The following is a 22339-nucleotide window of genomic DNA, read 5'->3' on the forward strand; positions in this document are numbered from 1 at the left end:
GGGTGTCCGACGGGGACTCAGGAAACGCCGCTGAGGCGGCTCGGAACGCGGTGTTTGGGAGTGTAGTGCTTAGGACCTTAGTGGATATCTGCCGGTTCCGCGCCGGTCCCCAGGATCTGTCGGTCGCGGCGGACCAGATCACGAGTTGTGTCGCAGCCTATGTCACCGTGGATCTGCTGTTACTCAGCCGCGGTGCCGATATCCAGTCCGCCCTGTTGTTGACCGCCGCCGATACCGGGTTGTTGATGGCCCTGTGCTACGGGATTCTCGTCTGGTATCGCGTAGCACAGCGTTTTCCCCAGACCCTGACCGCCCTGACCGGCTGCAGCGCCTTGCTGTCGGTGCTGGAGGTGCCGGTGTTGTGGTGGCTGGACCGGCTGCAGGCGATGCACGCGGACGCCACCCTGGCGTTGTTGGCCTTGCTGCTGATCGGAGGGTGGAGCGTCGCGGTAGTCGGCCATGTGCTTCGCCACGCATTGTCGGTCGGACTGTTCCGGGCGATGGTGTACAGCGTGGTGTATTTTTATCTCGCCTATTGGTTGGCCGGCTGGCTGGCGCCGGTGAGCGGCTGACCGATCGCGGGCCGGTGTTTTCCGCTATCATCCCGGGGCGGGCGGCGGAGGACTCGGATGCGCATCCACATACTTGGGATCTGTGGGACTTTCATGGGAGGGCTGGCGCTCCTTGCCCGGGCCTTGGGCCATGAAGTGCAGGGGTCGGACGCCAACGTCTATCCTCCCATGAGCACCCAACTCGCGGCTCAGGGTGTGATCCTCCGGGAGGGATACGATCCCGGGCATTTGGAACCGGCGCCGGATCTGGTGATCGTTGGCAACGCCCTGTCCCGCGGCAACCCCGCCGTCGAGTCTCTGCTGGATCGCGGGCTCCCGTACACCTCCGGGCCCCAATGGCTGGCGGAGCATGTACTGCAGGGACGCGGGGTGCTGGCGGTGGCGGGTACCCACGGCAAGACCACCACGGCGAGTTTGTTGACCTGGATCCTGGAGTGCAGCGGACTCGAACCTGGTTTCCTGATCGGTGGGGTGCCGGCCAACTTCGGGGTCTCCGCGCGCATCGGGGGCGGCCGGTACTTTGTGGTCGAGGCAGACGAGTACGACAGTGCCTTCTTCGATAAGCGGTCCAAGTTTGTGCATTACCGGCCCCGGACCCTGGTGTTGAACAACCTGGAGTTTGACCACGCCGACATCTTTCCGGATCTGGCGGCGATCCAGCGCCAGTTTCATCACCTGATCCGCACGGTTCCGGCGACCGGACGCATCCTGTGCCGCAGCCACGACGGCAATCTTCGGGAGGTGCTGGACCGGGGTTGTTGGACACCGGTGGAGCGCTTTGCCCTGGAAGACGAGGATGACGCCGCTGCGCCTTGGCGGGCGTGCGGGGTGGCAGCGGATGGGAGTCAGTTCCGGATCCGGCACGGAACGGATCACGACGCCGAGGTGGTGTGGCCGCTATTGGGACGGCATAACGTGTGCAACGCCCTGGCGGCGGTGGCGGCTGCGGCGCAGCTTGGGGTGGTGCCGGCGGAGGCTGCGCGGCACCTGGCATCGTTCCAGGGGATCCGCCGACGCATGGAGTTGCGCGGCGAGGTGAACGGGGTGCGCGTCTATGATGATTTTGCCCACCACCCCACCGCGATCGCCACCACCCTCCAGGGCCTACGGCGCCATGTGGGACGTGCGCGGGTCATCGTGGTGTTGGAGCTGCGCTCCAACACCCTGCGCATGGGCGTGCACCGGGAACGGTTGGCACCAGCGGTGGCGGACGCCGACCAAGTGTTGCTCTATAGGCCCCCGGATCTGACCTGGGATCTCCAGCCCGTCGCGGCCCGGATGGGCCCCCGAGCCGCGGTATTGGGTGAAGTGCAGGCGATTGTGGATCGCATTGTCGCGGATGCGCGGCCGGGGGACCATGTGGTGGTGATGAGCAACGGCGCGTTCGGCGGGATCCACGAGCGATTGTTGCGGGGACTGGGTGCCACGCGCGCCCCGTCGGCGGTACCATGAACCAGACCCCACAATCGCGCGCCGGGACCATCGCGATCGCCATGACCGGCGCGTCCGGTGCGGTCTATGGCCTGCGCCTGCTGGAGTGTTTGCTGAACGCCGGACGCCGGGTATATCTGATGGTTTCCACCCCGGGGCAGATCGTGGTCGGCATGGAGACCGATCTGAAACTTCCGAAACGGCCCGGGGAGATGGAGCGGCGGCTCGCCGCGCGCTACGGCGCGGAACCCGGACAACTCTCGGTCCTGGGCCTCGACCAGTGGACCGCCCCGGTGGCTAGCGGCGGTGGCGCCCCGCGGGCCATGGTGGTGTGCCCGTGCACCACCGGGACCCTCGCGGCGATCGCCTGCGGTGCCAGCGACAATCTGATCGAACGCGCCGCAGATGTGGTGTTGAAGGAGCGGCGCAAGCTGATCCTGGTGCCGCGTGAAACACCGTTCTCGGTGATCCACCTGGAAAACATGTTACGTCTGGCGCGTGCCGGCGCGGTCATTCTTCCCGCCAATCCGGGGTTCTACCATAAGCCGCGGGAGATCTCAGACCTGGTGGATTTTGTGGTAGCCCGGATCCTCGATCACCTCGAGGTTGAGTGCGATCTTGTGCCCCGCTGGGGGGAAGGGCCCTAGCCGTTTGTGTCGCTATGGTGCCGATAGCGCTGCCCAGCCCTAAACTTTCGCCGCAAAGTTACGAAACACTGGTAAGCACCCTTAGCCGGCGCGTCACCCTGATGGATGAAATCCAAGTCCCCCTGTTCCCGCTGCATGCGGTGTTGTTTCCCGGGGGACCCCTGCCTTTGCGGGTGTTCGAACCCCGTTACCTGGATATGGTCAGCGACTGCTTGAAACGGGAGCGCGAATTCGGGGTCTGTCTGATCCGCCAGGGAGACGAAGTGGGGCAGGCCGCGTCTACCCACGAGGTGGGGACCCTTGCCCGGGTCGCGGACTGGAACGTGCGCGCGGACGGCTTGCTGGGGATCACGGTCCATGGTCAGGGCCGGTTTCAAGTCGAGTCGGTGGACGTCCAGGGGAACCAACTCTCCGTGGCCCATGTGCGTCTGATGGCCGAAGAGCCCGCCGCAGAGATTCCCCAGGCGTGCCGGCCTATGGTGGACCTGCTGGGCCGCATGCTGGCGCGCTTTGAATCCCTCTACGGTAGTTTGCCCACCCATTTTGACGACGCCCGGTGGGTTGGTTGGAGGCTGGCCGAACTGCTCCCGCTGCGCTTGTCCCAGAAGCAGTACTTCCTGCAACTCACGGACCCACTGCAGCGCCTGGAGCGGCTCGGTGAGATCGTTGACGGCATGGAACTGGCCTAAGCGTCGGTCCGGAAGGCGGAGGGGCGGTAGCGACGCGACGCATTTTCGCGGTCCCCTTGGGATACGCTGGTACAAGGGTCCCTGATCGATCACGAAACGACCCCCCGATTTTCTAATCGCTCGGCTACACATCCTCGATCACGGTCTTGTTTCCGGACATACCGCTGCGTGCGCCCGGACGGGCGCGCACCACCCGCATTCGCTGCGACCGGGTGTCGGCGGTGGGTCCGCGGCGCCCGGCGGTTGTTCGTGTGTACGGCCCCCGCGGGAGGGGCCGGGCGAACAGCGGGGGCCTTCCGATGGGATCCAAAATCTTCGCGCCATGGGTGTCGGGCGTGGCCGACGGCGTTGTGTTGAATTCCGATAACTAATTATTATATAAAATTATTTTTATGTTCCCATCCTGCGACAATGTGGTACTCCGGCCATCGGTCGTGGGTGGCACGGCGGTCCGCACACGAAAAGGGCGCGATCCCGATGAGGATCGCGCCCTGTGTTCAGGGAAGTGGTGGCACGGGGCCAAGGGTCTGGCGCTCGTGCCGCCCGAACGGATTTACTACTGCCCCGGGTTCTGGCAGCGCGGGTCCGTCGGATGCTTACGGCAGTAGGCCTTGGTGGGTTTTGCATTGGTCTGCTGCGCGGCCGGCGCCCCCCGCAGCGCGGAAGCATGGAGCCCCGCCGGGCTGGAAGACGCGAAGGCGGGAGCGCCAATCCAGGCGGCGGAAGCCAACAGGCCTGCCAGCACGGTGGCGGGGAGGAAGCGAAGGCGATTCGTGCGGTCCATGATGTACCTCCTTAGTATTGCAGTCATTCGAACGGGTCATCCGAGATCGCTGCCATCGGCGTCCCCGTGTCCAAGGGGCAGCAAGTCATGTGCCAAGGTCACTTAAGTTCATTAAGAACAACTATTTGACTGGCGTTAGGGCCAGGGCTGTGTCGCGGTGATCAGTTTCGCGGGAATGTCGTGGGGGGATCCGGCGACGCCGGGTGTCCGCGTTCGCGACGGTTCAGTTTGCAGGGGCTTGCAGCCACGCGACCAGCAACCACAGGCCTACCCATACTGCGGCTACACTGAGCACCAGCACCGCGGCCGCGCCGACGTCCTTCGCGCGCTGAATATCGGGGTGTTGTTCGGGGTGCAGACGATCGGCGAGTTGCTCCAACGCGGTGTTGAACAGCTCCGCGGCGATTACGACCGCGGTCAGGGCGCCGGCCAGCGCCCACCATACGGGGGATACGCCTAGCGCGACCAGCGCCGCCAGCAACAGCGTCGCGACGATGCCCTGGGTGCGCAGGCTTTGTTCGTGGCGCCACGCGGATCGGAGTCCCGCCAAGGCAAATCCGAGCCGTTCCCGGAACGGCCTATTTTTCACTGGAACGGCCCGCGGTTGGGGGGAGGGCGCGTATCAGCAGCACTGTGCCGTTCCAGTGTGCGTTCGGGTCGGTGGTCGTGGGGCCGTGACGGCGCACGGCGCGCCACGCCAAGTCGTCCAGGAACCCTTCCAGAGTTCGCACCGCGCGATTGAACCGGGTGCCCGCTCGCGGCACTGCCACCAGCCCCAGGGGTCGGTACAGGGACTGCTCGGTGATGGTTCCTACCCAAACCGGAATCCCTCCGGGCATGAGCCGGGTGTCCGCGGTCCATAGACGCAGGACCCATTGGTGTTGTCCGCCCTTCACGGGGTCTGCGGGCTCCGGGTGGATCATCAGCAGAGAGCCATGCCGCCCATTGTGCACCTGGGGCAGTGCCGGGAGCTTGTCCAGGACCGGCCGGCTGGACAGCCAACGCAGCGCGGTGCTCGGGGTGAGGGGTGGGGGCGTGACCCAGCCATGGTCGCGCAGGGTGTGCTCCAGCGTCGTCAACGGGCCGGCCCATTGTACAGTCAGAGGCTCGGTCTGTCGGCCCGCGAGGTCGATCCGGAACGCCGGCAGCTGACGCCAGCCCCCCTGCCACCAGGTGTTCTCCGTTAGCACATGGATCGGATGGCGCTGTGTATAGCGCTGCAGGTCCAGACGATACTGATGGCCCACCTGCCATACTCCGGCTGCCAACAGGCCCACCAGGGCGGCGGCGAGTACACCGCCCACTTCCAGTGGCGCGGTACTGTGCCGACGGTAGGCGATGCCCAGCAGCGCCACCCAGGCCAGTCCGAGGCTGGTCCCCGCGAGCACGTCCGTGAGCCAATGAGCACCGAGGTAGATCCGGGAAAGGACTACCAAGCTGATGATCAACGCTGCGACGGTATAAGGCAGCCAGCGTTTCGATGGGCGCAGTTCCCGGGCAATCAGCACCGCGAGGAACCCATATGTAACAGTACTGAGGGTCGCGTGGGCGCTGGGAAACGCGTAGGTGCTGAGCCCCCCGTACAGGTCCGGGACCGGGCGCGGGATTTCCAGGATGACCTTCAACCCCAGGGTGGCAAGCACCCCGAAGGTCACGGCGGCCACCCAGTGACCAGCGGCCAGCCAGCGCCGGCGCAGTGCCAACCAAGCCGCGACGGCGAGGGTCAGGGATATATCCACCGGCTGTCCGCCGAGCTCTGTTACCAGGACCATGAGCCGGTCGCCCCACGGGCTGCGCAGGCCCTGGGAAAAGTGGTACACGGTGTGGTCCAGCGGGAGCGGAATCTGGTGATGGGTCACCACCACCAGGATCCGGAAGAAGCCCCAGGTGCCCAGGAGCAGCAACAACGCGGAAAGCAGGAGTGCGCGGGATTCCGGTTCCTGGGGGTCCACCAGCCCCGCGGTGATCCGGCCCAGCACTGGATGGCTGTGGCCCCAGTCCAAGGCGCGGTCCAGCAGGCGCCCTCCCCGGGGGGCCAGCAACCCGTATGCCCGCCGCACCAGCCAGTACACCGCCCAGGGCACCAGGATGACCAGCGCCAACAGCACCGCCAGCCGGGTGGCCACCTCCGCGGCCAGTTGCAGAGACGCCCCGAAGGCCACTCCAGGGAGAATGAACACCGGTGCCCACACCATGGCCGCGGGTACCGCCACCAGCAAAAACCGCACCGGGTGCATCCCGAGCATGCCCGCCACCAGCGGGAGGATGGGACGCACCGGGCCGATGAATCGGCCGATGGCTACGCTCTTGCCGCCGTGCCGGTGGAAGAAATCCACGCCGCGGTTCATTAGCCGCGGATAGTGCCGGAATGGCCACATGACCTTGAGCCGGAGATGGAAGTGACGCCCGAGCCAGAAGCTCACCACGTCCCCGGTGATGGCCCCGGCGGTGGCCCACGCCAGGGTGGGCCAGAGGGACAAGGCGTCCACCGCCACCAGTGCCCCGATGCCGAACATCAACAGCATCCCCGGCATGAACAGCCCCACGATGGCCAGCGACTCGGCGCAGGTGATGCCAAACACCCCCAGGCCCGCCCAGGTGGGGTGCATGCTGAACCAGGCCAAAATCGGCTGGATGGAATCGGGCACGGGGCGTCTCTACTGTGGAGGTCGGGCACTGGCGGTGCGCGGCCAGTGCGATCGGAAACGGGCCGGCGTCACAGCGTCGCCAACACGCGGCGCGCCGCCGCTACCGTGGCATCGAGTTCGGCCGCGCCATGGGCCGCCGAGACGAATCCCGATTCAAAGGCGGATGGCGCCAGATACACGCCAGCGTTCAGCATGCCGTGGAAGAAGCGCGTGAACCGCTCCTGATCGCATGCCGTGGCCTGCGCATAGGAGCTCACCTGGGGGGCGGCAGTGAAGAAGAATCCGAACATGCCCCCCACCTGATTCGTGGTGAAGTCCACTCCGGCGTCTCGTGCTGCCGCCCGTAGTCCTGCGGTGAGGCGCGCGGTGGCGGCGCTGAGCGCCTCGAAGAAGCCCGGCCGCGCGACAATCTCCAGGGTGGCGAGCCCCGCTGCCATGGCGACCGGATTGCCCGACAGGGTGCCAGCTTGATAAATCGGACCCATCGGCGCGATGGATTCCATGATGGCACGGCGTCCGCCGAAGGCCCCGACCGGAAGCCCGCCGCCGATGACCTTGCCGAGCGTGGTGAGGTCCGGGGTTACGCCGTAGAGGGCTTGGGCACCGCCCAGATGAACCCGGAACCCGGTCATCACCTCGTCGAAGACCAGCACACTGCCGTAGCGGTCGCACAGGGTGCGCAGTTCCTGCAGGAAGCCGGGGACCGGGGGGATGCAGCTCATGTTTCCGGCGACCGGCTCCACGATCACGCAGGCGATCTGTTCCCCGGCCTCGCGAAAGGCGCTGCGCACCGCCTCCAGGTCGTTGTAGGGTAACGTCGCGGTGTGCTGAGCAAGGCTCGCGGGTACCCCGGGGGAGGTAGGGACCCCGAGGGTGAGTGCGCCGGAACCGGCCTTTACCAGCAGGGAATCGCTGTGGCCGTGGTATCCGCCCTCGAACTTGACGATCACGTCCCGTCCGGTGACCCCGCGCGCCAACCGGATCGCGCTCATGGTGGCCTCGGTGCCGGAGTTGACCATGCGCACCAGCTCCAAGGATGGCATCCGCGCTTGGAGTGTCTGGGCCATACGTACTTCGAGTTCTGTCGGTGCTCCGAAGCCTAGGCCTTGTTCCGCCGTGCGATGCACCGCGTCCAATACCTCCGGGTGCGCGTGACCCGCGATCATCGGGCCCCAGGAGCCTACATAGTCGATATAGCGCCGCCCGTCGGCGTCGAACAGATAGGGGCCTGCGCCACGTTGGATAAACAGGGGTTCCCCGCCCACGGCGCGAAACGCGCGCACCGGTGAATTCACACCTCCGGGTATCGAACGTGTGGCCGCGGCGAACAACTCGTGTGATCGGGTCATCTGGGCCTCTGCCAGTGCAGTGGTGGTGGACGACGGGTCCGGCCCACCTAGCCGTTACCGCGGCGCGGTGGGTGCGAACAGCCCGGCGTAACGTCGGGCCGCCGCCGTTATGTCCGGCTGACCGAACACGCCATGGATGACCGCCAGCATGTCGGCGCCTGCCGCGAGCAACGCCGCGCCATTTTCCGGTGTGATGCCGCCGATGGCAACTACCGGCACCGACAACGCGGCGCGCGCGCGGGGCAGCAGATCCACGGTGGCGGCCGTGGCGTCGGGCTTGCTTACCGAGGGAAAGAAGCGGCCGAATGCCACATAGTCTGCGCCATCCGCCACGGCGGCTTGGGCGCGCGACAGCGAAGCGTAGCAGGAGATGCCGATCAGCGTGCGCGCGCCGAGCACGGTCCGCGCTGCAGAGAGCCTAGTGTCGTGCCGTCCCAGGTGGACCCCGTCGGCGCCCACCTCCCGGGCCAGCGCCACGTCATCGTTGATTATCAGCGGGACCCCCGCTTCGTGACACAGAGAGCGCAGGGCCGCGGCTTCCGAGCGTCGGAGTTCCACAGCGGCGCCCTTGCGCCGGTACTGGACCAAGCGCGCGCCGCCGCGGATCGCCGCTTCCACCCTTTCTATCAGCGCGTCTGAGGCCTGGGGTTCATCATTGGTGAGTACGTAGAGCCCCGCGAGCACGGTGTTGGACACGAATCACCGGCGCCCACGGTCGGACCAGTACAGCCGGCGGGGCAGCGATTGCCCGGAACCTAGCCGGTAGCCGTGGCGCAGAGTCTCCCAGGTATAGCGTTGGGCCTCGCGCACCGCCGTGCGGGGTTCGCATCCCTGCGCCAGCAGACCGGCGATGGCCGCGGCGAGGGTGCAGCCGGAGCCGTGGTAGCTGCCCGCGAGGCGCTCCCAGGCGGTGGTGTCGAGGATCCGGTGTTCGCCGTACAGCCGGTTGATCACCTGGGCCCCAGGCTCGTGGGTCCCCGTAATCAGCACGAACGCGCAGCCGTGCTCCAGCAGCGCCATCGCGCAGGCGTCCAGGGTGTCTCCCTCCGGCGCGAGGGCGCGAGCCTCGTGGCTGTTGGGTGTCAACACGGTGGTCAGGGGCAGCAACAGGGCGATCAACGCCTCGCGCAGGCCATCGGGGGCCAGGGCCCCTCCAGCACCGGCGGCCAGTACCGGATCCAGTACCACCGGCAGGTCGGCGTAGTCCCGCAGCAGGGTGTGGACCGCCTGGGCCGCGCCGACACTACCTAGCATACCGATCTTCACCGCGGCCACCGGCAGGTCCTCCAGGACCGCGCGCGCCTGTTGGACAATCAGTATCGGATCGAGCGCCATGTAGCCGTGTACCGTCTGAGTGTCCTGGACGGTTACAGCGCTGACCACCGGCGCGGTATGGCAGCCCAGGCTTGCGAGGGCCTCGATATCCGCCTGGATCCCGGCCCCACCGCAGGGGTCGTGCCCGGAGATGGCAAGAACCACCGGCGGGGGTGGATTGGGCGCGAGGGTGTTCACGGTGATAGGCGTTAGCATCGGACGCGTGGTGGAATCGAGGCCTTGATTCTAACACCGGGCCCGGTGGTTTGACTCGCCGCCTGGACATGGGAAAATAGCCCCCTCAGCCAACCCCACGAGACGCTGTCGCCCCCGCCATGAGCACATCCCCTGTCGAAACCGGACTGAAGACCTATATGTGTGTGGTTTGCGGATTCATCTACGATGAGGCCGCGGGTCTGCCCGACGAGGGCGTCGCCCCCGGTACCCGCTGGGAGGACGTGCCGGCGACTTGGCGTTGTCCCGATTGCGGCGCCGGCAAAGAGGACTTTGACGTCATCGAGATCTGATCTGCGGCCAGTGGTGGTGAGTCTGCTGTTTGCGCCGCTGACGTAGCCACAGCCAGGTCCCGGAGGCGGCGAGGAAGCTCAGCAGCGCGGCCGCGGTATCCATCAGCCAGCCCCCTCCAGGTTCCCCCGGTAGACCCCGGTAGGGGTGCGCAACCACACGCCGCCACGCCCGTCGACACCGATGGTCTCTAGACCGGCCGGAACCCCCTGGGCCTGGGTGAGCCGTTCCACCGGTTCCCCGTCCAGGGTCAGCAGGACCAATTCCCCGCCCGCCGCGACGATCAGCATGGATCCCAACTGTAGCGCGCCGACCAAGCGACCGGAGGCCAGGGCCACCGGCCGCCCGTCCAGGTATACGTGGAGATCCAGGCCGCTCAGCCAATGTTCCCCCACAGCGTAGCTTACCGGCTGCGCGGCGGTTCCAGCGACGAACGCCGATGGGGAATCCTCGCTACGGTGTGTGTTGTGGCGTGCCATCGGCGAATTCCGTGTGGCGGTGCAGTAGCAGGGCGAGCCGCGCGACCCGGATCAGCGCATGTACCGACAAGGTGTCCCCGGTGATGCCGTCCACGTTTCGATCCAGCCGGCCGTCGGTGTCGAGCCGTGCGCCTCGGAATTGTTGAGTGCAGAATGGGTGGCGCACATCCCTCCCGCGGCTTACGCGGAAGATCAGCACATCGAGCCGGGTGATACGCCCGCTGTTGACCACGACGCCCACGGAAATGGGGCGTTTTCCTCCTGTAGGCAGGGTTGGCGACCTGATTGGCCAATATTACACGACCCGTCATTACAAACGCAAATAGTTATCATTTGCATTATGTTATGATGTTGTAGGTTATATAGGCCCTGGCACTGCCCTTAACCCATTGGCGTGGCGGGTCAAACCATAGAAAAGCGGGGGTGGAGCCAAGGTGATCGTCAGGGGGCGAAGTGATACACTTACCGGCAGACTTGGGATGGGAACGCCTCGGAGTGGTCCCAGATCGAGCAATCAGCAGAGGGAGTCAGCGATGAGTGGAACTGTGCAGACCCAGGCCCCCAGTCAGGAGGCTGCCTTCCAGGCGGTGCTTACCGACGCGGATGTGAAGATGAGCGAGACTGCGCGCCGCAAGATGGCCGAACTGCTTGAGGAGAACCGGGATGAAGTGGAGGCCATCCGGGTCTTCGTCGGTGGTGGTGGCTGCAGCGGGATGAGCTACGGCATGACGTTCACCGATGCGCGCACCCCCTACGATTGTATTTATCAGGGGGACGGCGTAACTCTGTACGTGGACGCGGTGGCACTGAATTTTCTGCGCGGGGTAGAGATCGACTATGCCGATCGGCCCAGCGGCGCCAGTTTTGTCTTCAATAACGTGTTTGCTGCCACCGGCGGCAGTGGAACCTGTTCCGCCTGCGGCGGCGCCGGCTAGCCAAGCGCCGCGGGCCCGCGGCGGCGACCGCCATCCCGGTCCCCAGGTGCTAGGCTGCTTGCTTATGCAAGGCCAGTGAGCCGGAGTGTGAACCCGCCAGCGCCGGGACCGGCCGACAGCGCGTAGCACTACACGAGATGCATCGGGAGCGACGGTCCGGTCCCGCGCTCCGCGGGTCTTCCAATGGCATCCAATGTTCCAACGGCGCCCGATGCGGCGCAGCGGCCACGGCTGTTACTGGTCGCTCCTCCCACCAGTTATCGGATCGTCCCCTATCTGGAGGCCGCCCATCGCCTCGGTATCGACTTGGTGGTGGCCTCCCAGGGGGAGCACTCGCTTATTGGTGCAGTGGCACGGGGGCTGCACGTGGACCTGCAGCAGCCGGAGCGGGCTCTGGCGCATATCGTCACCGCCCTGCGGGGTGAGACCCTGGCGGGGGTGGTAGGTACCGACGACGCCACCGTGGAGCTGGCGAGCCGTGTGGGGCTAGCCCTAGGGTTGCCCCACAACCCCCCGGAGGCCGCGCTGCTGGCGCGGCGCAAGGATTTGGCTCGTACCCGGTTGCGGCAGGCGGGTGTCCCGGTCCCGGACCACCGCCGCATCGATCTGGAACTGCCGCTGGAGTCGCAGCTCCGCGCTTTTCCCTTCCCAGTAGTGGTAAAGCCGCTGATGCTCTCGGGTAGCCGCGGGGTCGTGCGCGCCGACGATCTGCCCGCACTGCGTGGGGCGTGCCAGCGGATCCGGGGCATCCTGGACCGGGAGGCGCTTGCGGACCCGATGGAACGCCGTCACCTGCTGGTAGAACGTTACTTGTCCGGGACCGAGGTAGCGTTGGAAGGGATGCTGCGGGACGGTCGGCTGGAGGTCCTGGCGTTGTTCGACAAGCCGGACCCCTTGGAAGGACCGTACTTCGAGGAAACCTATTACATCACCCCGTCGCGGCTGCCCGCGGCGTTTCAGCGGCGGATCGGTGAGCGCGCCGCGCAGGCCTGCGCGGCCTACGGGTTGCGCGAAGGGCCGGTCCATGCCGAGCTGCGGTTGCACGATGGGGACGCATGGATCCTGGAGGTGGCGGCCCGTACCATCGGCGGCCAGTGCGCGCGCCTGCTGCGCTTCGGTACCGGAGTGGGTTTGGAGGAGCTGGTGCTGGCCCAAGCCGTGGGGCGCCCGCTTCCGCATCGTTCGGAGGACGGCGCCGCCGGGGTCATGATGATCCCGATTCCGGAAGCGGGGGTGTTGCGCCGCGTCGAGGGCGTACTGGCGGCCCAGCGGGTGCCGTATATCGATGAAGTCGAGATCAGTGTCCGGGAGGGCTATGAACTGGTGCCGCTGCCGGAAGGGTCCAGTTACCTGGGGTTTCTATTCGCCCATGGACCGGACCCGGCAGCGGTGGAATGCGCGCTACGGCGTGCCCACGGCTGTTTGCGTGTGGTGACTGCACCGCTGTGGAAGATCGGCGCACATTAAGGGATACCGCATCCGGTACCGGACCTACTTTTTGCTGCCGGCGGGTCGGAACCCCTGAGGCACGCCGCCCTGCTCGCCCTCTCCAAACAGAAATCCGCGCATGTGTTGCTCAATGACCGGAATGCTGGCGGGATCCGCGGTGCTGATCCCGTTTTCGTTGATGATCATGGTGAGGCGTTCCAGCCACTTCTTCCATGCGTCTCTGGAGACCTGCTCATAGATCCGCTCTCCCAGCTCTCCGGGATGGGGGGGCGCGTCGAGGCCTTCGGCCTCCCGTTTCAGTACTACGCACTCTACAGTTCTGGTCATGACGACTGCCTCGCGTACGGGCCATGCTGGCGATTGTGGGTCAATTCTACACCCGCATCGACGCGTCGGTCACGCCGACGCGTCAGTGGGCTTCTGGGGCTCCGCTGCGGCGGCCGGGCGGAAATTCTCTGACAATGCTTGGTAGATCGGCGTGGGTTGAACCAACCGGGACGTAAGGTAGCCGATAAATGACGTGGCCATCAGTGGCAGCAGCAGTCCGTGGTTGTTGGTCATTTCCATCACAATGACGAACGCGGTGATCGGGGTTTGCACCACACCGGAAAAATAACCCACCATGCCCAGAATCACGATCGCGGATGCGGGTGCATGAGGGAACCATTCGGCGATGTGTGCGCCGAGGCCGGCACCGGCGGCGAGGGCCGGCGCAAACAGGCCGCCGGGGATCCCGCTGAGATAAGATGCCAAGTTTGCCACCATCTTGAGGTATGGGAACCAAGCGCTCACGGTGCCGGTGCCCAACACCAGTTCGCGGGCGGCATAGTAGCCGCTCCCAAAGGTGCGGTCCCCGGACAGCAGTCCCACCAGCGCAATGATCAGACCGCAGATGCCGGCGAGTAGCAGGGGGTGGTGGAGGTACACCGTGCGCAGGCGGCGGGTTCCCCAGATGATCAGGAAACTGAACAGGCCGCCGAGCAGGCCGCCCGCCACCCCGCAGATCAGCACCGCGAGCCACGCGGAGCTGAAACCAAGTTCGGAGTTGGTGGACCCGAAATAGGTGTAGTTGCCGAGCACGGCGATGGAGGTGATGCCAGCGAGCAGGACGGCGGTGAGCAGCGTGCCACTGGTGCGCTCTTCAAAGGAGCGGCTGAGTTCCTCGATGGCGAAGACGATCCCTGCAATGGGGGTGTTGAAGGCCGCCGCGATGCCGGCGGCACCCCCGGCCAGGATCAGGCCGCGGTCCATGTAATGGTGGGGGAACTTCGCCAAGCGGCCCAGATAGAACATGATCCCCACACCCACATGGACCGTAGGGCCTTCGCGCCCGATGGACGCGCCACTCAACAGGCCGACCACCGTGAGCAGTATCTTGCCGAGCACGATCCGCATGGAGAGCAGACGCTCGCGCATGAACTGTTCGCGCATGTCCAGCGCGGCGATGGCTTGGGGGATTCCACTGCCCTGGGAACCTGGAAAATAACGTTTGGTCAGCCACGCCGTCAGGACGAGCCCGCCGGGGGCGACCAGGAACGGGAGGTAGGGGGAGATCCCCAGCAAGGTCCGGAACAGTTCGTTGGCGTACACGGCGATTTCGGCGAAGAACGCCGCAACCAAGCCTACCATCCCCGCTCCCGCCCAGAACACCACCCGTGCCTTCCACGCGTCGATAGAGACCGTGAAGCGTCCGGATCCCAAAAGCCGTTTCAGCATGGGTTGTAACGATTCCTGTTCGTGGGCGCGCACAGGCGCGCCATGACCGCCGCTGCGGGCAGCCGCGTCGTGAGGCACGCATCGCCAGATTGGGAAGATCCAAGCGCCGCCGGTTTTTCGGGCCCCGACCCGGGGCAGCCCCCCTGGCGCCGATCGGGCCGACGGTTCGTAACCACTGGCAACTAATCAACCGGTGAAGTATGCCAGACCCGGCCGGGTGAGGGGAGGGGCCATGCCCCACTCCTCGCGTTGCCCGCGCCCATCCTACCGCTGCGCCTCGGATTACCCACGATTCATTATATTATAATAATCTTATTTTAAATCAATTACTTGACGTGGCCTAACGGTGGCGCTAGATTTCACCTAATCAATCCTTCGGGTTCGTTTGGAACCCGACATACATTCCGAAACAATAACAATAGCACCACCCCAAGTCTTCGAAGCGGCCCCGGCCGCTTTCTTTGTGTCCGCTGGATTCTGTGCGCCGAGAGCTCTCACCCCTCCCCGTCTGCGATGTAGTCCATTAGTATGGGCGGATGCGCGCGGACGGCGCCCTGGGGTGTTACATCCATGATCAAAGTGGGAATCGTAGGCGGGACCGGCTATACGGGCGTGGAGTTGCTGCGCCTGTTAACGGGCCATCCCCATGCCGAGGTAACCGTAGTCACCTCTCGGAGCGAGGCGGGTCGGGATGTGGCGGATCGGTTTCCGAATTTGCGTGGATATGTCGATCTTGCCTTTACCGACCCGGCGCGGGCCGCGTTGCGGGATTGTGACATGGTGTTCTTCGCCACGCCCCACGGTATCGCCATGGCCATGGCGGGGGCGCTGCTGGAGGCCGGTGTGCGGGTAGTGGACCTATCGGCGGATTTTCGGTTGGCCGATGCCGTGGAATGGCAGCGCTGGTATCACCAAGTCCACACCGCACCGGGACCATTGGCGGAGGCGGTCTACGGCCTCCCGGAGTTGAACCGGAAGCAGTTGTCCGCGGCGCGGCTAGTGGCCAACCCGGGATGTTATCCCACGGCGGTGGTGTTGGGCCTGCTGCCCCTGGTCGAGGCCGGCGTCGTGGAGTTGGATAGCTTGGTGGCGGATGCCAAGTCCGGAGTGAGCGGGGCCGGACGCCAAGCCCAGATCGGGTTGCTGCTGGCGGAGGCCTCCGACAACTTTCGGGCATATTCCGTGTCGGGGCATCGCCACCTGCCGGAAATCCGGCAGTGTCTGGGCGCCGCCGCCGGGGTGCCAGTACCCGTGACCTTTGTCCCACACTTGGTCCCGATGATCCGCGGGATCCATGCCACGTTGTACGCCCGGCTGCGGGATCCCGGTGTGAATGTTCAGGAATTGTTCGAACAGCGTTACCGCGACGAGCAATTCGTGGACGTTCTGCCGGCCGGCAGTCATCCCGAGACCCGCAGCGTGCGCGGCGCCAACACCTGCCGTCTCGCGGTCCATCGTCCTGGCGATGGCGCCACCGTGGTGGTCCTGTCAGTGATCGACAATCTAGTCAAGGGTGCCGCCGGCCAAGCGGTGCAGAACATGAACCTCCTGTTCGGGCTGGACGAGGCTGCGGGCCTGGGCGCGCCCGCCCTGCTTCCCTGACGTGCGATGACCGTCCCGTCCGTGTCGTATCGTCCCGTCGCCGACCCAGAGTGCCGAGCCCCTCCCGGGGCGCGATTGTGAACCGGTCGGTGGAATCATCGCCGTCTTATTCGGGATTCTGAACTCCAATGTCCAAGGTACCCGAACCACTGGTCCTGTCCTTCCGGCCGTCGCGCCGAATCCGGGTGGTGGTGGCAGCGGTGCTGGTGCTGGCCTTAGCGGGGACGGGTTGGGCGCTATTCGACTATGGACGGCTCCGGGCGGGTTTTGACGGTGCTACGGCTCGCCAGGAGCGTGCGCAGTCATTGGAACGCATCTTGCAACTCCAAAAGGACAACGACGTTTTGCGGGAACAACTGGCCATGGCCCAGCGCTCCCGGCAGGTAGACCGGGAGGCCTATGACGAGGTCAAAGGTTCTCTTAAGGGATTGCAGGACCAGGTGCTGGAACTGAAGCAGGACTTGGCGTTCTACCGCACCGTGGTGGGTCCACGGGCGGGGAAGGTGGGACTGCGGATCCAGAGCTTGATGGTCTCCCGGACGGGTGACCCGAGCATCTACCGGTATCAGCTGGTCCTCAGCCAAGTGCTGAAGCGCGACCAGTGGGCACAGGGCGGGGTGACACTGGAAGTGGATGGGCGCCAAGGCGGTACGCCGGGGCGCTTGAGCCTCAAGGATCTGGAGGTGGACCGCAAGGCCCCGACGCTCGTATTCCGGTTCAAATATTTTCAGCGCCTGCAGGGCCGATTGCGGTTGCCCCCGAGGTTTACACCGCGCAGCGTCTTGGTGCGGGTGCGGGTAGAGACTCCCACCCGCGGGGTCATCGAAAAGACCTTTCAGTGGCCGGGTACGGCCGAGGAGCGCAGCGATGTGGGGTATGAACAGCGGCAAGCGTCGGAGCCGGGCCCGGATCGATACCCTGGTGGGCCAGCGGACCGAGGTCCACGGAGACGTGCGGTTTAGCGGTGGGCTTCATGTGGATGGCACCGTCAAGGGCAACGTGGTCGCGGAGTCAGGCAGCGACGCAGTGTTGACCCTCAGCGAAGGGGGTTGCATCGAGGGCGAGGTACGCGTGCCCACCGTAATCCTGGATGGCCGGGTAAACGGCGATGTGCATGCGGCCGACCGTGTCGAATTGGCGGCGCATGCCCGGGTGACCGGGAACGTCTACTACAACCTCATCGAGATGGCGGTAGGCGCGGCGGTGAACGGCAAGCTGGTGCATCGGGTTGACGGGGCCAAACCCGCGGCCGTCGCGCTGGACAAGGGTGGGGGCGACGTGGACGATGAACCCGCCGGGCCAGTGGCCCGGGCCAATAGTTGACGATAATACTCGGGTATCCTATAGTGGGCGCAGGTATTATTGGATCCCGGGGGCGGGCCAGCGGTGCTGGCAGACGCAACCCATTCTGTGCAGCGCGATGCGACCAGCGCGGAGACCCTCACGATGAGCACACCCATGAACACGCCGGAAACGGAAGTGCCCAGTCCGCTGAACTTCAGTGACAACGCGGCGCACAAGGTGAAGGAACTGATGTCCCAGGAGGAGAACCCCAACCTCAAGCTACGGGTGTTCATCACCGGCGGGGGGTGTTCCGGTTTTCAGTACGGGTTCACCTTCGATGAGAATATCCAGGACGGGGACACCGTGGTGGAAAAGGGTGGTGTTACCCTCCTGGTGGATCCGATGAGCTACCAGTATCTGGCAGGCGCGGAGATCGACTACAGCGAAGGTCTGGAGGGTGCCCAGTTCGTGATCCGCAATCCGAACGCCACCACGACCTGCGGCTGCGGGTCCTCGTTCTCGGTTTGAGTCGCGGTCTGTCCCTGGCCCCACGGTCGGATGGAAACGGGGGAGGCAGCTGCCTCCCCCGTTCTTTTTGGTATGCTAAAGGACTGCCGTATCCACGCGAGGGATGCTCATGAGCGAGTACCTGCCCGGGTTGGAGGGCGTTCCCGCCACCCAGTCCAACATCTCCTTTCTGGACGGCAAGAAGGGGATCCTCACCTACCGCGGTTACCGGATCGAGGATCTGGCCGAACACAGCAGCTTTGAGGAATCGGCGCTGCTCCTGCTGGATGGCCGCCTGCCGACCGCCCATGAGCTCGCCCGTTTCGATGAGGACCTGCGCCAGAACCGCCGCGTCAAGTACAACATCCGGGAGATCATGAAATACCTCCCGCCCACCGGGCATCCCATGGAGATGCTCCAAACCGCGGTAGCAAGCCTGGGAATGTTCTACCCGGGGGACGAGTGCCTCACCGGCAGCGATCGCTGCGCGGACCTCAACTACATCCACAACATGTCGGTGAAGCTCCTGGCCCGCATGGCGACCCTGGTTGCCATGTGGGAGCACATCCGCAACGGTTACGATCCGGTGGCGCCGCGCACCGATCTGACCTACGCGGAGAATTTCTTGTACATGCTCATGGGACGGGATCCCGACCCGTTCGACGTGCGGATGATGGACGCCTGCTTGATACTCCATGCGGAACACACCATCAACGCCTCCACTTTCGCGGCGTTGGTAGCGGGTTCCACACTCGCTAGTCCCTATCTGGTGATCGCGGCCGCGATCGGTACCTTGGCGGGGCCTTTGCACGGGGGTGCGAACGCGCGGGTGGTGGAGATGCTGGCCCAGATCGGCAGTCCCGGTGCCGCCAAGGCTTGGCTGCAGAAGAAGCTCGCGGCCAAAGAGAAGATTTGGGGTTTCGGTCATCGGGAATACAAGGTAAAAGACCCGCGCGCCATCTTCCTGCAGAAATTGATGGAGCGTCTGGTGGAATATCGGGGTGGTAGGATCAGCCCCCTGTTCGAGACGGCCCGCGCCTTGGAGGCCGCCGCGGAAGAACCCCTGGCTGCGAAAGGGGTGTATCCCAATGTGGATTTCTATTCCGGAATTCTATACACGGAGATGGGCATTCCTGCGGATCAGTTCACCGCGGTCTTTGCCGTCGCCCGCTGCGCCGGCTGGCTAGCCCATTGGCGCGAGCAATTGTCGGACAACCGTATCTTCCGCCCGACCCAGGTTTATGCCGGCGAGGGTGTGCGGCCCTACGTGCCCATGACCAAGCGCCGCTGACCGGGCGTCGCGGACGTCCCCCCTCCCCGTGGCCGGCAACGCCGGCTCCCCGCAGCCCCGGGCTCCGGTCCCGATAACCCCGGGCGTCGCCGCCCTGGGGACCCGGCCTCTCACAGTATCAGTGTCGGCGGGTTCCGCCGTGCAGTGCCACGGCATCCCCGTTGGGTGATGCCATGGCACCATATTTACCCGCGGACATAGATCCCTCCCAGGACCACGGGCCGCTGCGCGCCGGTGACCGAAGGGAGATTGCCGGGTGCCGCGCGCAGGGTCTGATATGCCAGCCATGCGAAGGCGGTGGCCTCCACCCACTTGGGATCCAGCCCCCAGGCGGCCGTGGATTCCACGGCGCAACCGCGCGCATGGCGTTGGATGCGTGCCAGCAGTCCGCGGTTGGCGGCGCCCCCTCCGCACACCAGCAGGCGCTGGGGTTCCGGGGCGTGCTGGTGCACGGCGCGTGTTACGGAGACCGCAGTGAGTTCCGCCAGCGTCGCCTGCACGTCTTCGGCGCGGAGTGGTTCCGGCTGGGTAGCCAAGGCCTGTTCCAGCCATGCCATGTGAAAGTGCTCCCGGCCGGTGCTTTTCGGCGCGGGCTGTGCGAAATAGGGATCCGCGAGTAATGCCATGAGGAGCCCTGGGCAGACCCGCCCTGTCCCCGCCCATTCTCCGCCGTCATCGTAGGGGTCCCCCACGTGGCGGGCGCACCATGCGTCCATGAGCACGTTGCCCGGTCCAGTATCGAAGCCGATCACCGGCGCCGCGGGATTCTGGGGCAGGTGCGTGATATTGGCGATACCCCCCAGGTTGAGCACCACCCGGTCTTCCTCGGGGCTACGGAAGACCAGATTGTGGAACGCCGGCACCAAGGGGGCGCCCTGGCCCCCGGCTGCGAGGTCGCGTCGCCGGAAGTCCGCCACGGTGGTGATTCCGGTGCGCTCCGCGATCACGTTGGGGTCGCCGATCTGGAGGGAGAAGGGGTAGGGCCCGGCGGGCCGGTGGCGCACGGTCTGGCCGTGGCTGCCGATGGCGCGGATCTCATCCGGGGTGCGGCCCGCGGCTTTGACCACTGCGAGGGCAGTGGCGGCGAAACGCTCAGCGAGGTGCACGTCGAGGCGTCCGCTGTGCTCCAACTCGTTGGGGAACTCCCCCTGGGCCAGGGCGCGCAGATCCTGGCGTAAAGACTCGGAGATCGGCTCGCTATGAGTTGCCACAAGAGTCGGTGCGTGTTCCAGGTCCACGAGGGCGGCGTCCACCGCGTCCATGCTGGTGCCGGACATCAGGCCGATGTAAAGCTCGGGCATAGGTAGTTCCCTCCTGGTCTTCCCGCCGTCGGTTTGGGTCTAGTGAATGCTGAGCCGTTACGACGCGGCGGGACGGTACTACGGGCGGCGCCGGTGGCAAGACAGGCGTGACAGCGGCCGCCTAGTCCCCCAGCGCCACCTGAGTGCGTTCCAGGACCGCGAGCTGGGCCAGCAACGGGCGCGCCTTGGCCTGGAAGTCGGCGCGGTACCGGGCGTTGATGGGTTGTGCGTCGGGCAGGCGCACATTCAATGGGTCGTGGTGTACGCCGTGGATGCGGAATTCGTAGTGCAGGTGGGGGCCGGTGGCCAGACCTGACATCCCCACGTAGCCGATTACCTGACCCTGACGTATCCGGGCGCCGCTGCGCAGACCCCGCGCGAAACGCGACAGATGGGCGTAGAGGGTGGAATAGCCGTGGCCGTGCTGAAGGATCACCGTGCGTCCATAGCCGTTCTTGCGGCTAGCCAGCACCACCTTGCCTGCGCCGGTGGCGTGGATGGGTGTCCCGACCGGGGCCGCATAATCCACGCCCACATGGCGGCGTGTCCGATGCAGGATCGGATGGCTTCGGTGCAGGCTGAAGCGCGAACTGATGCGCGTGAAGGACACTGGGGTACGGATGAACGCCTTGCGCATGTTCCTGCCATCAGGCGCGAAATAATCGGTGCGTCGCCGCGCGTCGGTATAGCGCACCGCTCGATAGACGCGGCCGCGGTTCACGAATTCGGCGGCAAGGATCTCGCCGTCGCTCAGCCGGCGTCCCTTCAGATAGCGCTGTTCGTAGACCACGGCGAAGTGGTCTCCATCGCGGATGTCCAAGGCGAAGTCCACGTCCCAGCCGAAGATATGGGCAAGCTCCATGATCAGGTTGTCGGACAGCCCCGCTTTCTGTCCGGCGACGAAGAGCGAGTCGCGAATGACGCCAGTCGCGTGGGCAACACGCACCTCCGGCATCTGTTCCATCATTTGGGCCGTATACCCGGCCGGGCCGCGCCGCACCAGCAGGCTGCGCGTAGGGTTGAACACGTATTCGAGGGATTGCAGGCGCGGCCCGTCAAGCACGAACTTCAACGTGTGGCCCGGGTAGATCCGGCGCAGGGCGGCGGTGTCCGGCCCGAGACTCAGGATCGCATGGAGTTGTTGCGGACTTACACCTACCCGTTGGAAGATGGCGGCCAAGTTATCACCGGGGCGGACCCGGACCACGGTGGAGGGCGTTTGCACGCGCGCGGAAAGCGCGGCCGACGTGACGACCGATTGAGGCACTGCGGCCGGCAGCGGCAGGGCCCGGATGGCGCGTGCCGCGGGCGTGGATGCGGCTGCGGGGCGGGCGCGGTGAGGTGCCGCCAGATCGTGAGAGGTAGACAGGACTAGGCCGCCCACCAGGACCACCCCCACTACGGCGGGCAGCCACCAGCGGATTTTCCCAGACTGGCGTCGGAGAACCTTCCACTGGGGTGCCCGCGGTTTGATTTGCTGATCGATCAGAGGCCTGTAATCCACGGAATTTGCTTGGATAATTCTGTTAACATAGCCCGGGGTTCGGGCGGGTGTCAATTACCCGGTGACGTGCCCAGGCCCCGTCCCCTATTGCGTGCAGGGGGGCGGTTTCTTGAATGGGGATGGCGAAACCGGCGCGGGGCCGGGAGCCGAGCGAGGTGGGGTACGATGACCACGGTACCGGAGGGCCTGGAACAGATCCGGCGTGGGTCCGATGAGATCCTGCCGGAACGGGAACTGGAAGAACGGCTCGCGCGCGGCCGGCCCCTTCGGGTCAAGGCCGGTTTCGATCCTACTGCGCCAGATCTGCACCTG

General features: G+C 65.6%; 25 protein-coding genes (1 of these 25 only partly in view). 12 read left to right on the top strand and 13 right to left on the bottom strand.

Going from position 1 to position 22339, the window contains the following annotated elements; all coding sequences use genetic code 11:
• Positions 1-80 precede the first annotated feature (80 nt).
• The 4 genes from B7Z66_07095 to B7Z66_07110 all read left to right on the top strand — a co-directional run bounded on the left by B7Z66_07095 (position 81) and on the right by B7Z66_07110 (position 3339).
• Positions 81-572, top strand: coding sequence for a hypothetical protein (locus tag B7Z66_07095; protein OYV76836.1), 492 nt, complete (start codon positions 81-83; stop codon positions 570-572).
• 57 nt (positions 573-629) lie between these two features.
• The gene (locus tag B7Z66_07100) at positions 630-2024 is read left to right on the top strand and encodes a UDP-N-acetylmuramate:L-alanyl-gamma-D-glutamyl-meso-diaminopimelate ligase (protein ID OYV76837.1); all 1395 of its coding nucleotides are present in this window, start codon (positions 630-632) and stop codon (positions 2022-2024) included.
• A complete protein-coding gene (locus tag B7Z66_07105; protein ID OYV76838.1) occupies positions 2021-2650 on the top strand; it encodes an aromatic acid decarboxylase in 630 nt (209 codons plus the stop codon). Before B7Z66_07100 ends, B7Z66_07105 begins: the two co-directional genes overlap by 4 nt.
• A gap of 101 nt (positions 2651-2751) precedes the next feature.
• A complete protein-coding gene (locus B7Z66_07110; protein OYV76839.1) occupies positions 2752-3339 on the top strand; it encodes a peptidase S16 in 588 nt (195 codons plus the stop codon).
• Positions 3340-3895: 556 nt separating this feature from the next.
• Here B7Z66_07110 and B7Z66_07115 read toward each other — a convergent pair.
• From B7Z66_07115 to B7Z66_07140, 6 genes are all read right to left on the bottom strand, one after another.
• Entirely contained in the window at positions 3896-4123 is a 228-nt protein-coding gene (locus tag B7Z66_07115) for a hypothetical protein (GenBank protein ID OYV76840.1), read from the bottom strand.
• A 223-nt stretch (positions 4124-4346) separates the two neighbouring features.
• Positions 4347-4712 carry a hypothetical protein gene (locus B7Z66_07120; protein ID OYV76841.1) on the bottom strand — a complete coding sequence of 122 codons (366 nt, stop codon included), beginning with the start codon at positions 4710-4712 and terminating at the stop codon, positions 4347-4349.
• On the bottom strand, positions 4702-6732 hold the full coding sequence (locus tag B7Z66_07125; GenBank protein ID OYV76842.1) for a hypothetical protein: 2031 nt from the start codon (positions 6730-6732) through the stop codon (positions 4702-4704). The genes B7Z66_07120 and B7Z66_07125 overlap by 11 nt, the downstream gene beginning before the upstream one ends.
• 107 nt (positions 6733-6839) lie before the next feature.
• The gene (locus tag B7Z66_07130) at positions 6840-8120 is read right to left on the bottom strand and encodes a glutamate-1-semialdehyde-2,1-aminomutase (GenBank protein OYV76843.1); all 1281 of its coding nucleotides are present in this window, start codon (positions 8118-8120) and stop codon (positions 6840-6842) included.
• Between the two features lie 54 nt (positions 8121-8174).
• Complete coding sequence (locus B7Z66_07135) at positions 8175-8816, bottom strand: thiamine-phosphate diphosphorylase (protein OYV76844.1); 642 nt, start codon at positions 8814-8816, stop codon at positions 8175-8177.
• Between the two features lie 3 nt (positions 8817-8819).
• Positions 8820-9650 carry a hydroxymethylpyrimidine/phosphomethylpyrimidine kinase gene (locus B7Z66_07140; protein OYV76845.1) on the bottom strand — a complete coding sequence of 277 codons (831 nt, stop codon included), beginning with the start codon at positions 9648-9650 and terminating at the stop codon, positions 8820-8822.
• A 146-nt stretch (positions 9651-9796) separates the two neighbouring features.
• On the opposite strand from B7Z66_07140, the gene B7Z66_07145 reads away from it, so the two are divergent.
• Positions 9797-9961 carry a rubredoxin gene (locus B7Z66_07145; protein ID OYV76863.1) on the top strand — a complete coding sequence of 55 codons (165 nt, stop codon included), beginning with the start codon at positions 9797-9799 and terminating at the stop codon, positions 9959-9961.
• 102 nt (positions 9962-10063) lie between these two features.
• Here B7Z66_07145 and B7Z66_07150 read toward each other — a convergent pair whose 3' ends face one another.
• Both B7Z66_07150 and B7Z66_07155 read right to left on the bottom strand, forming a co-directional pair.
• Complete coding sequence (locus B7Z66_07150; GenBank protein ID OYV76846.1) at positions 10064-10438, bottom strand: hypothetical protein; 375 nt, start codon at positions 10436-10438, stop codon at positions 10064-10066.
• Positions 10413-10679, bottom strand: a complete 267-nt coding sequence (locus B7Z66_07155; GenBank protein ID OYV76847.1) for a hypothetical protein — start codon at positions 10677-10679, stop codon at positions 10413-10415. The genes B7Z66_07150 and B7Z66_07155 overlap by 26 nt, the downstream gene beginning before the upstream one ends.
• 292 nt (positions 10680-10971) lie before the next feature.
• Between B7Z66_07155 and B7Z66_07160 the strand changes: the two genes are divergently transcribed.
• Positions 10972-11373, top strand: a complete 402-nt coding sequence (locus B7Z66_07160; protein OYV76848.1) for an iron-sulfur cluster assembly accessory protein — start codon at positions 10972-10974, stop codon at positions 11371-11373.
• A gap of 183 nt (positions 11374-11556) precedes the next feature.
• Entirely contained in the window at positions 11557-12840 is a 1284-nt protein-coding gene (locus tag B7Z66_07165) for a hypothetical protein (protein ID OYV76849.1), read from the top strand.
• Positions 12841-12864: 24 nt separating this feature from the next.
• Here B7Z66_07165 and B7Z66_07170 read toward each other — a convergent pair whose 3' ends face one another.
• Together B7Z66_07170 and B7Z66_07175 are read right to left on the bottom strand one after the other, a co-directional pair.
• Positions 12865-13149, bottom strand: coding sequence for an oxidative damage protection protein (locus B7Z66_07170; GenBank protein ID OYV76850.1), 285 nt, complete (start codon positions 13147-13149; stop codon positions 12865-12867).
• Between the two features lie 69 nt (positions 13150-13218).
• Positions 13219-14538, bottom strand: coding sequence for a chloride channel protein (locus B7Z66_07175; GenBank protein ID OYV76851.1), 1320 nt, complete (start codon positions 14536-14538; stop codon positions 13219-13221).
• Between the two features lie 570 nt (positions 14539-15108).
• Here B7Z66_07175 and B7Z66_07180 point away from each other — a divergent pair.
• Positions 15109-16140: an N-acetyl-gamma-glutamyl-phosphate reductase gene (locus tag B7Z66_07180; GenBank protein OYV76852.1), complete on the top strand. Its 1032-nt coding sequence runs from the start codon at positions 15109-15111 to the stop codon at positions 16138-16140.
• A gap of 302 nt (positions 16141-16442) precedes the next feature.
• Here the strand turns inward: B7Z66_07180 and B7Z66_07185 are convergent, their stop codons facing one another.
• Positions 16443-16784 (bottom strand): hypothetical protein, encoded by a 342-nt coding sequence (locus B7Z66_07185; GenBank protein ID OYV76853.1) that lies wholly within the window; start codon positions 16782-16784, stop codon positions 16443-16445.
• A 223-nt stretch (positions 16785-17007) separates the two neighbouring features.
• Between B7Z66_07185 and B7Z66_07190 the strand changes: the two genes are divergently transcribed.
• The 3 genes from B7Z66_07190 to B7Z66_07200 all read left to right on the top strand — a co-directional run bounded on the left by B7Z66_07190 (position 17008) and on the right by B7Z66_07200 (position 19222).
• Positions 17008-17463: a cell shape determination protein CcmA gene (locus B7Z66_07190; protein OYV76854.1), complete on the top strand. Its 456-nt coding sequence runs from the start codon at positions 17008-17010 to the stop codon at positions 17461-17463.
• A gap of 123 nt (positions 17464-17586) precedes the next feature.
• Positions 17587-17952 (top strand): iron-sulfur cluster insertion protein ErpA, encoded by a 366-nt coding sequence (locus B7Z66_07195; GenBank protein ID OYV76864.1) that lies wholly within the window; start codon positions 17587-17589, stop codon positions 17950-17952.
• A gap of 109 nt (positions 17953-18061) precedes the next feature.
• On the top strand, positions 18062-19222 hold the full coding sequence (locus tag B7Z66_07200) for a citrate synthase (GenBank protein ID OYV76865.1): 1161 nt from the start codon (positions 18062-18064) through the stop codon (positions 19220-19222).
• Between the two features lie 185 nt (positions 19223-19407).
• Here B7Z66_07200 and B7Z66_07205 read toward each other — a convergent pair whose 3' ends face one another.
• Positions 19408-20523, bottom strand: a complete 1116-nt coding sequence (locus B7Z66_07205; GenBank protein OYV76855.1) for an anhydro-N-acetylmuramic acid kinase — start codon at positions 20521-20523, stop codon at positions 19408-19410.
• 121 nt (positions 20524-20644) lie between these two features.
• Positions 20645-21934 carry a hypothetical protein gene (locus B7Z66_07210; GenBank protein ID OYV76866.1) on the bottom strand — a complete coding sequence of 430 codons (1290 nt, stop codon included), beginning with the start codon at positions 21932-21934 and terminating at the stop codon, positions 20645-20647.
• A gap of 258 nt (positions 21935-22192) precedes the next feature.
• On the opposite strand from B7Z66_07210, the gene B7Z66_07215 reads away from it, so the two are divergent.
• On the top strand, positions 22193-22339 hold the 5' end (the start) of the coding sequence (locus tag B7Z66_07215; GenBank protein OYV76856.1) for a tyrosine--tRNA ligase. 1053 nt of this gene lie beyond the right edge of the window; 147 of the gene's 1200 nt are visible here — the first part of the coding sequence; its start codon is at positions 22193-22195; its stop codon lies beyond the right edge, outside the window.

The sequence above is a fragment of the Chromatiales bacterium 21-64-14 genome, assembly GCA_002255365.1.
GTDB lineage: Bacteria > Pseudomonadota > Gammaproteobacteria > 21-64-14 > 21-64-14 > 21-64-14.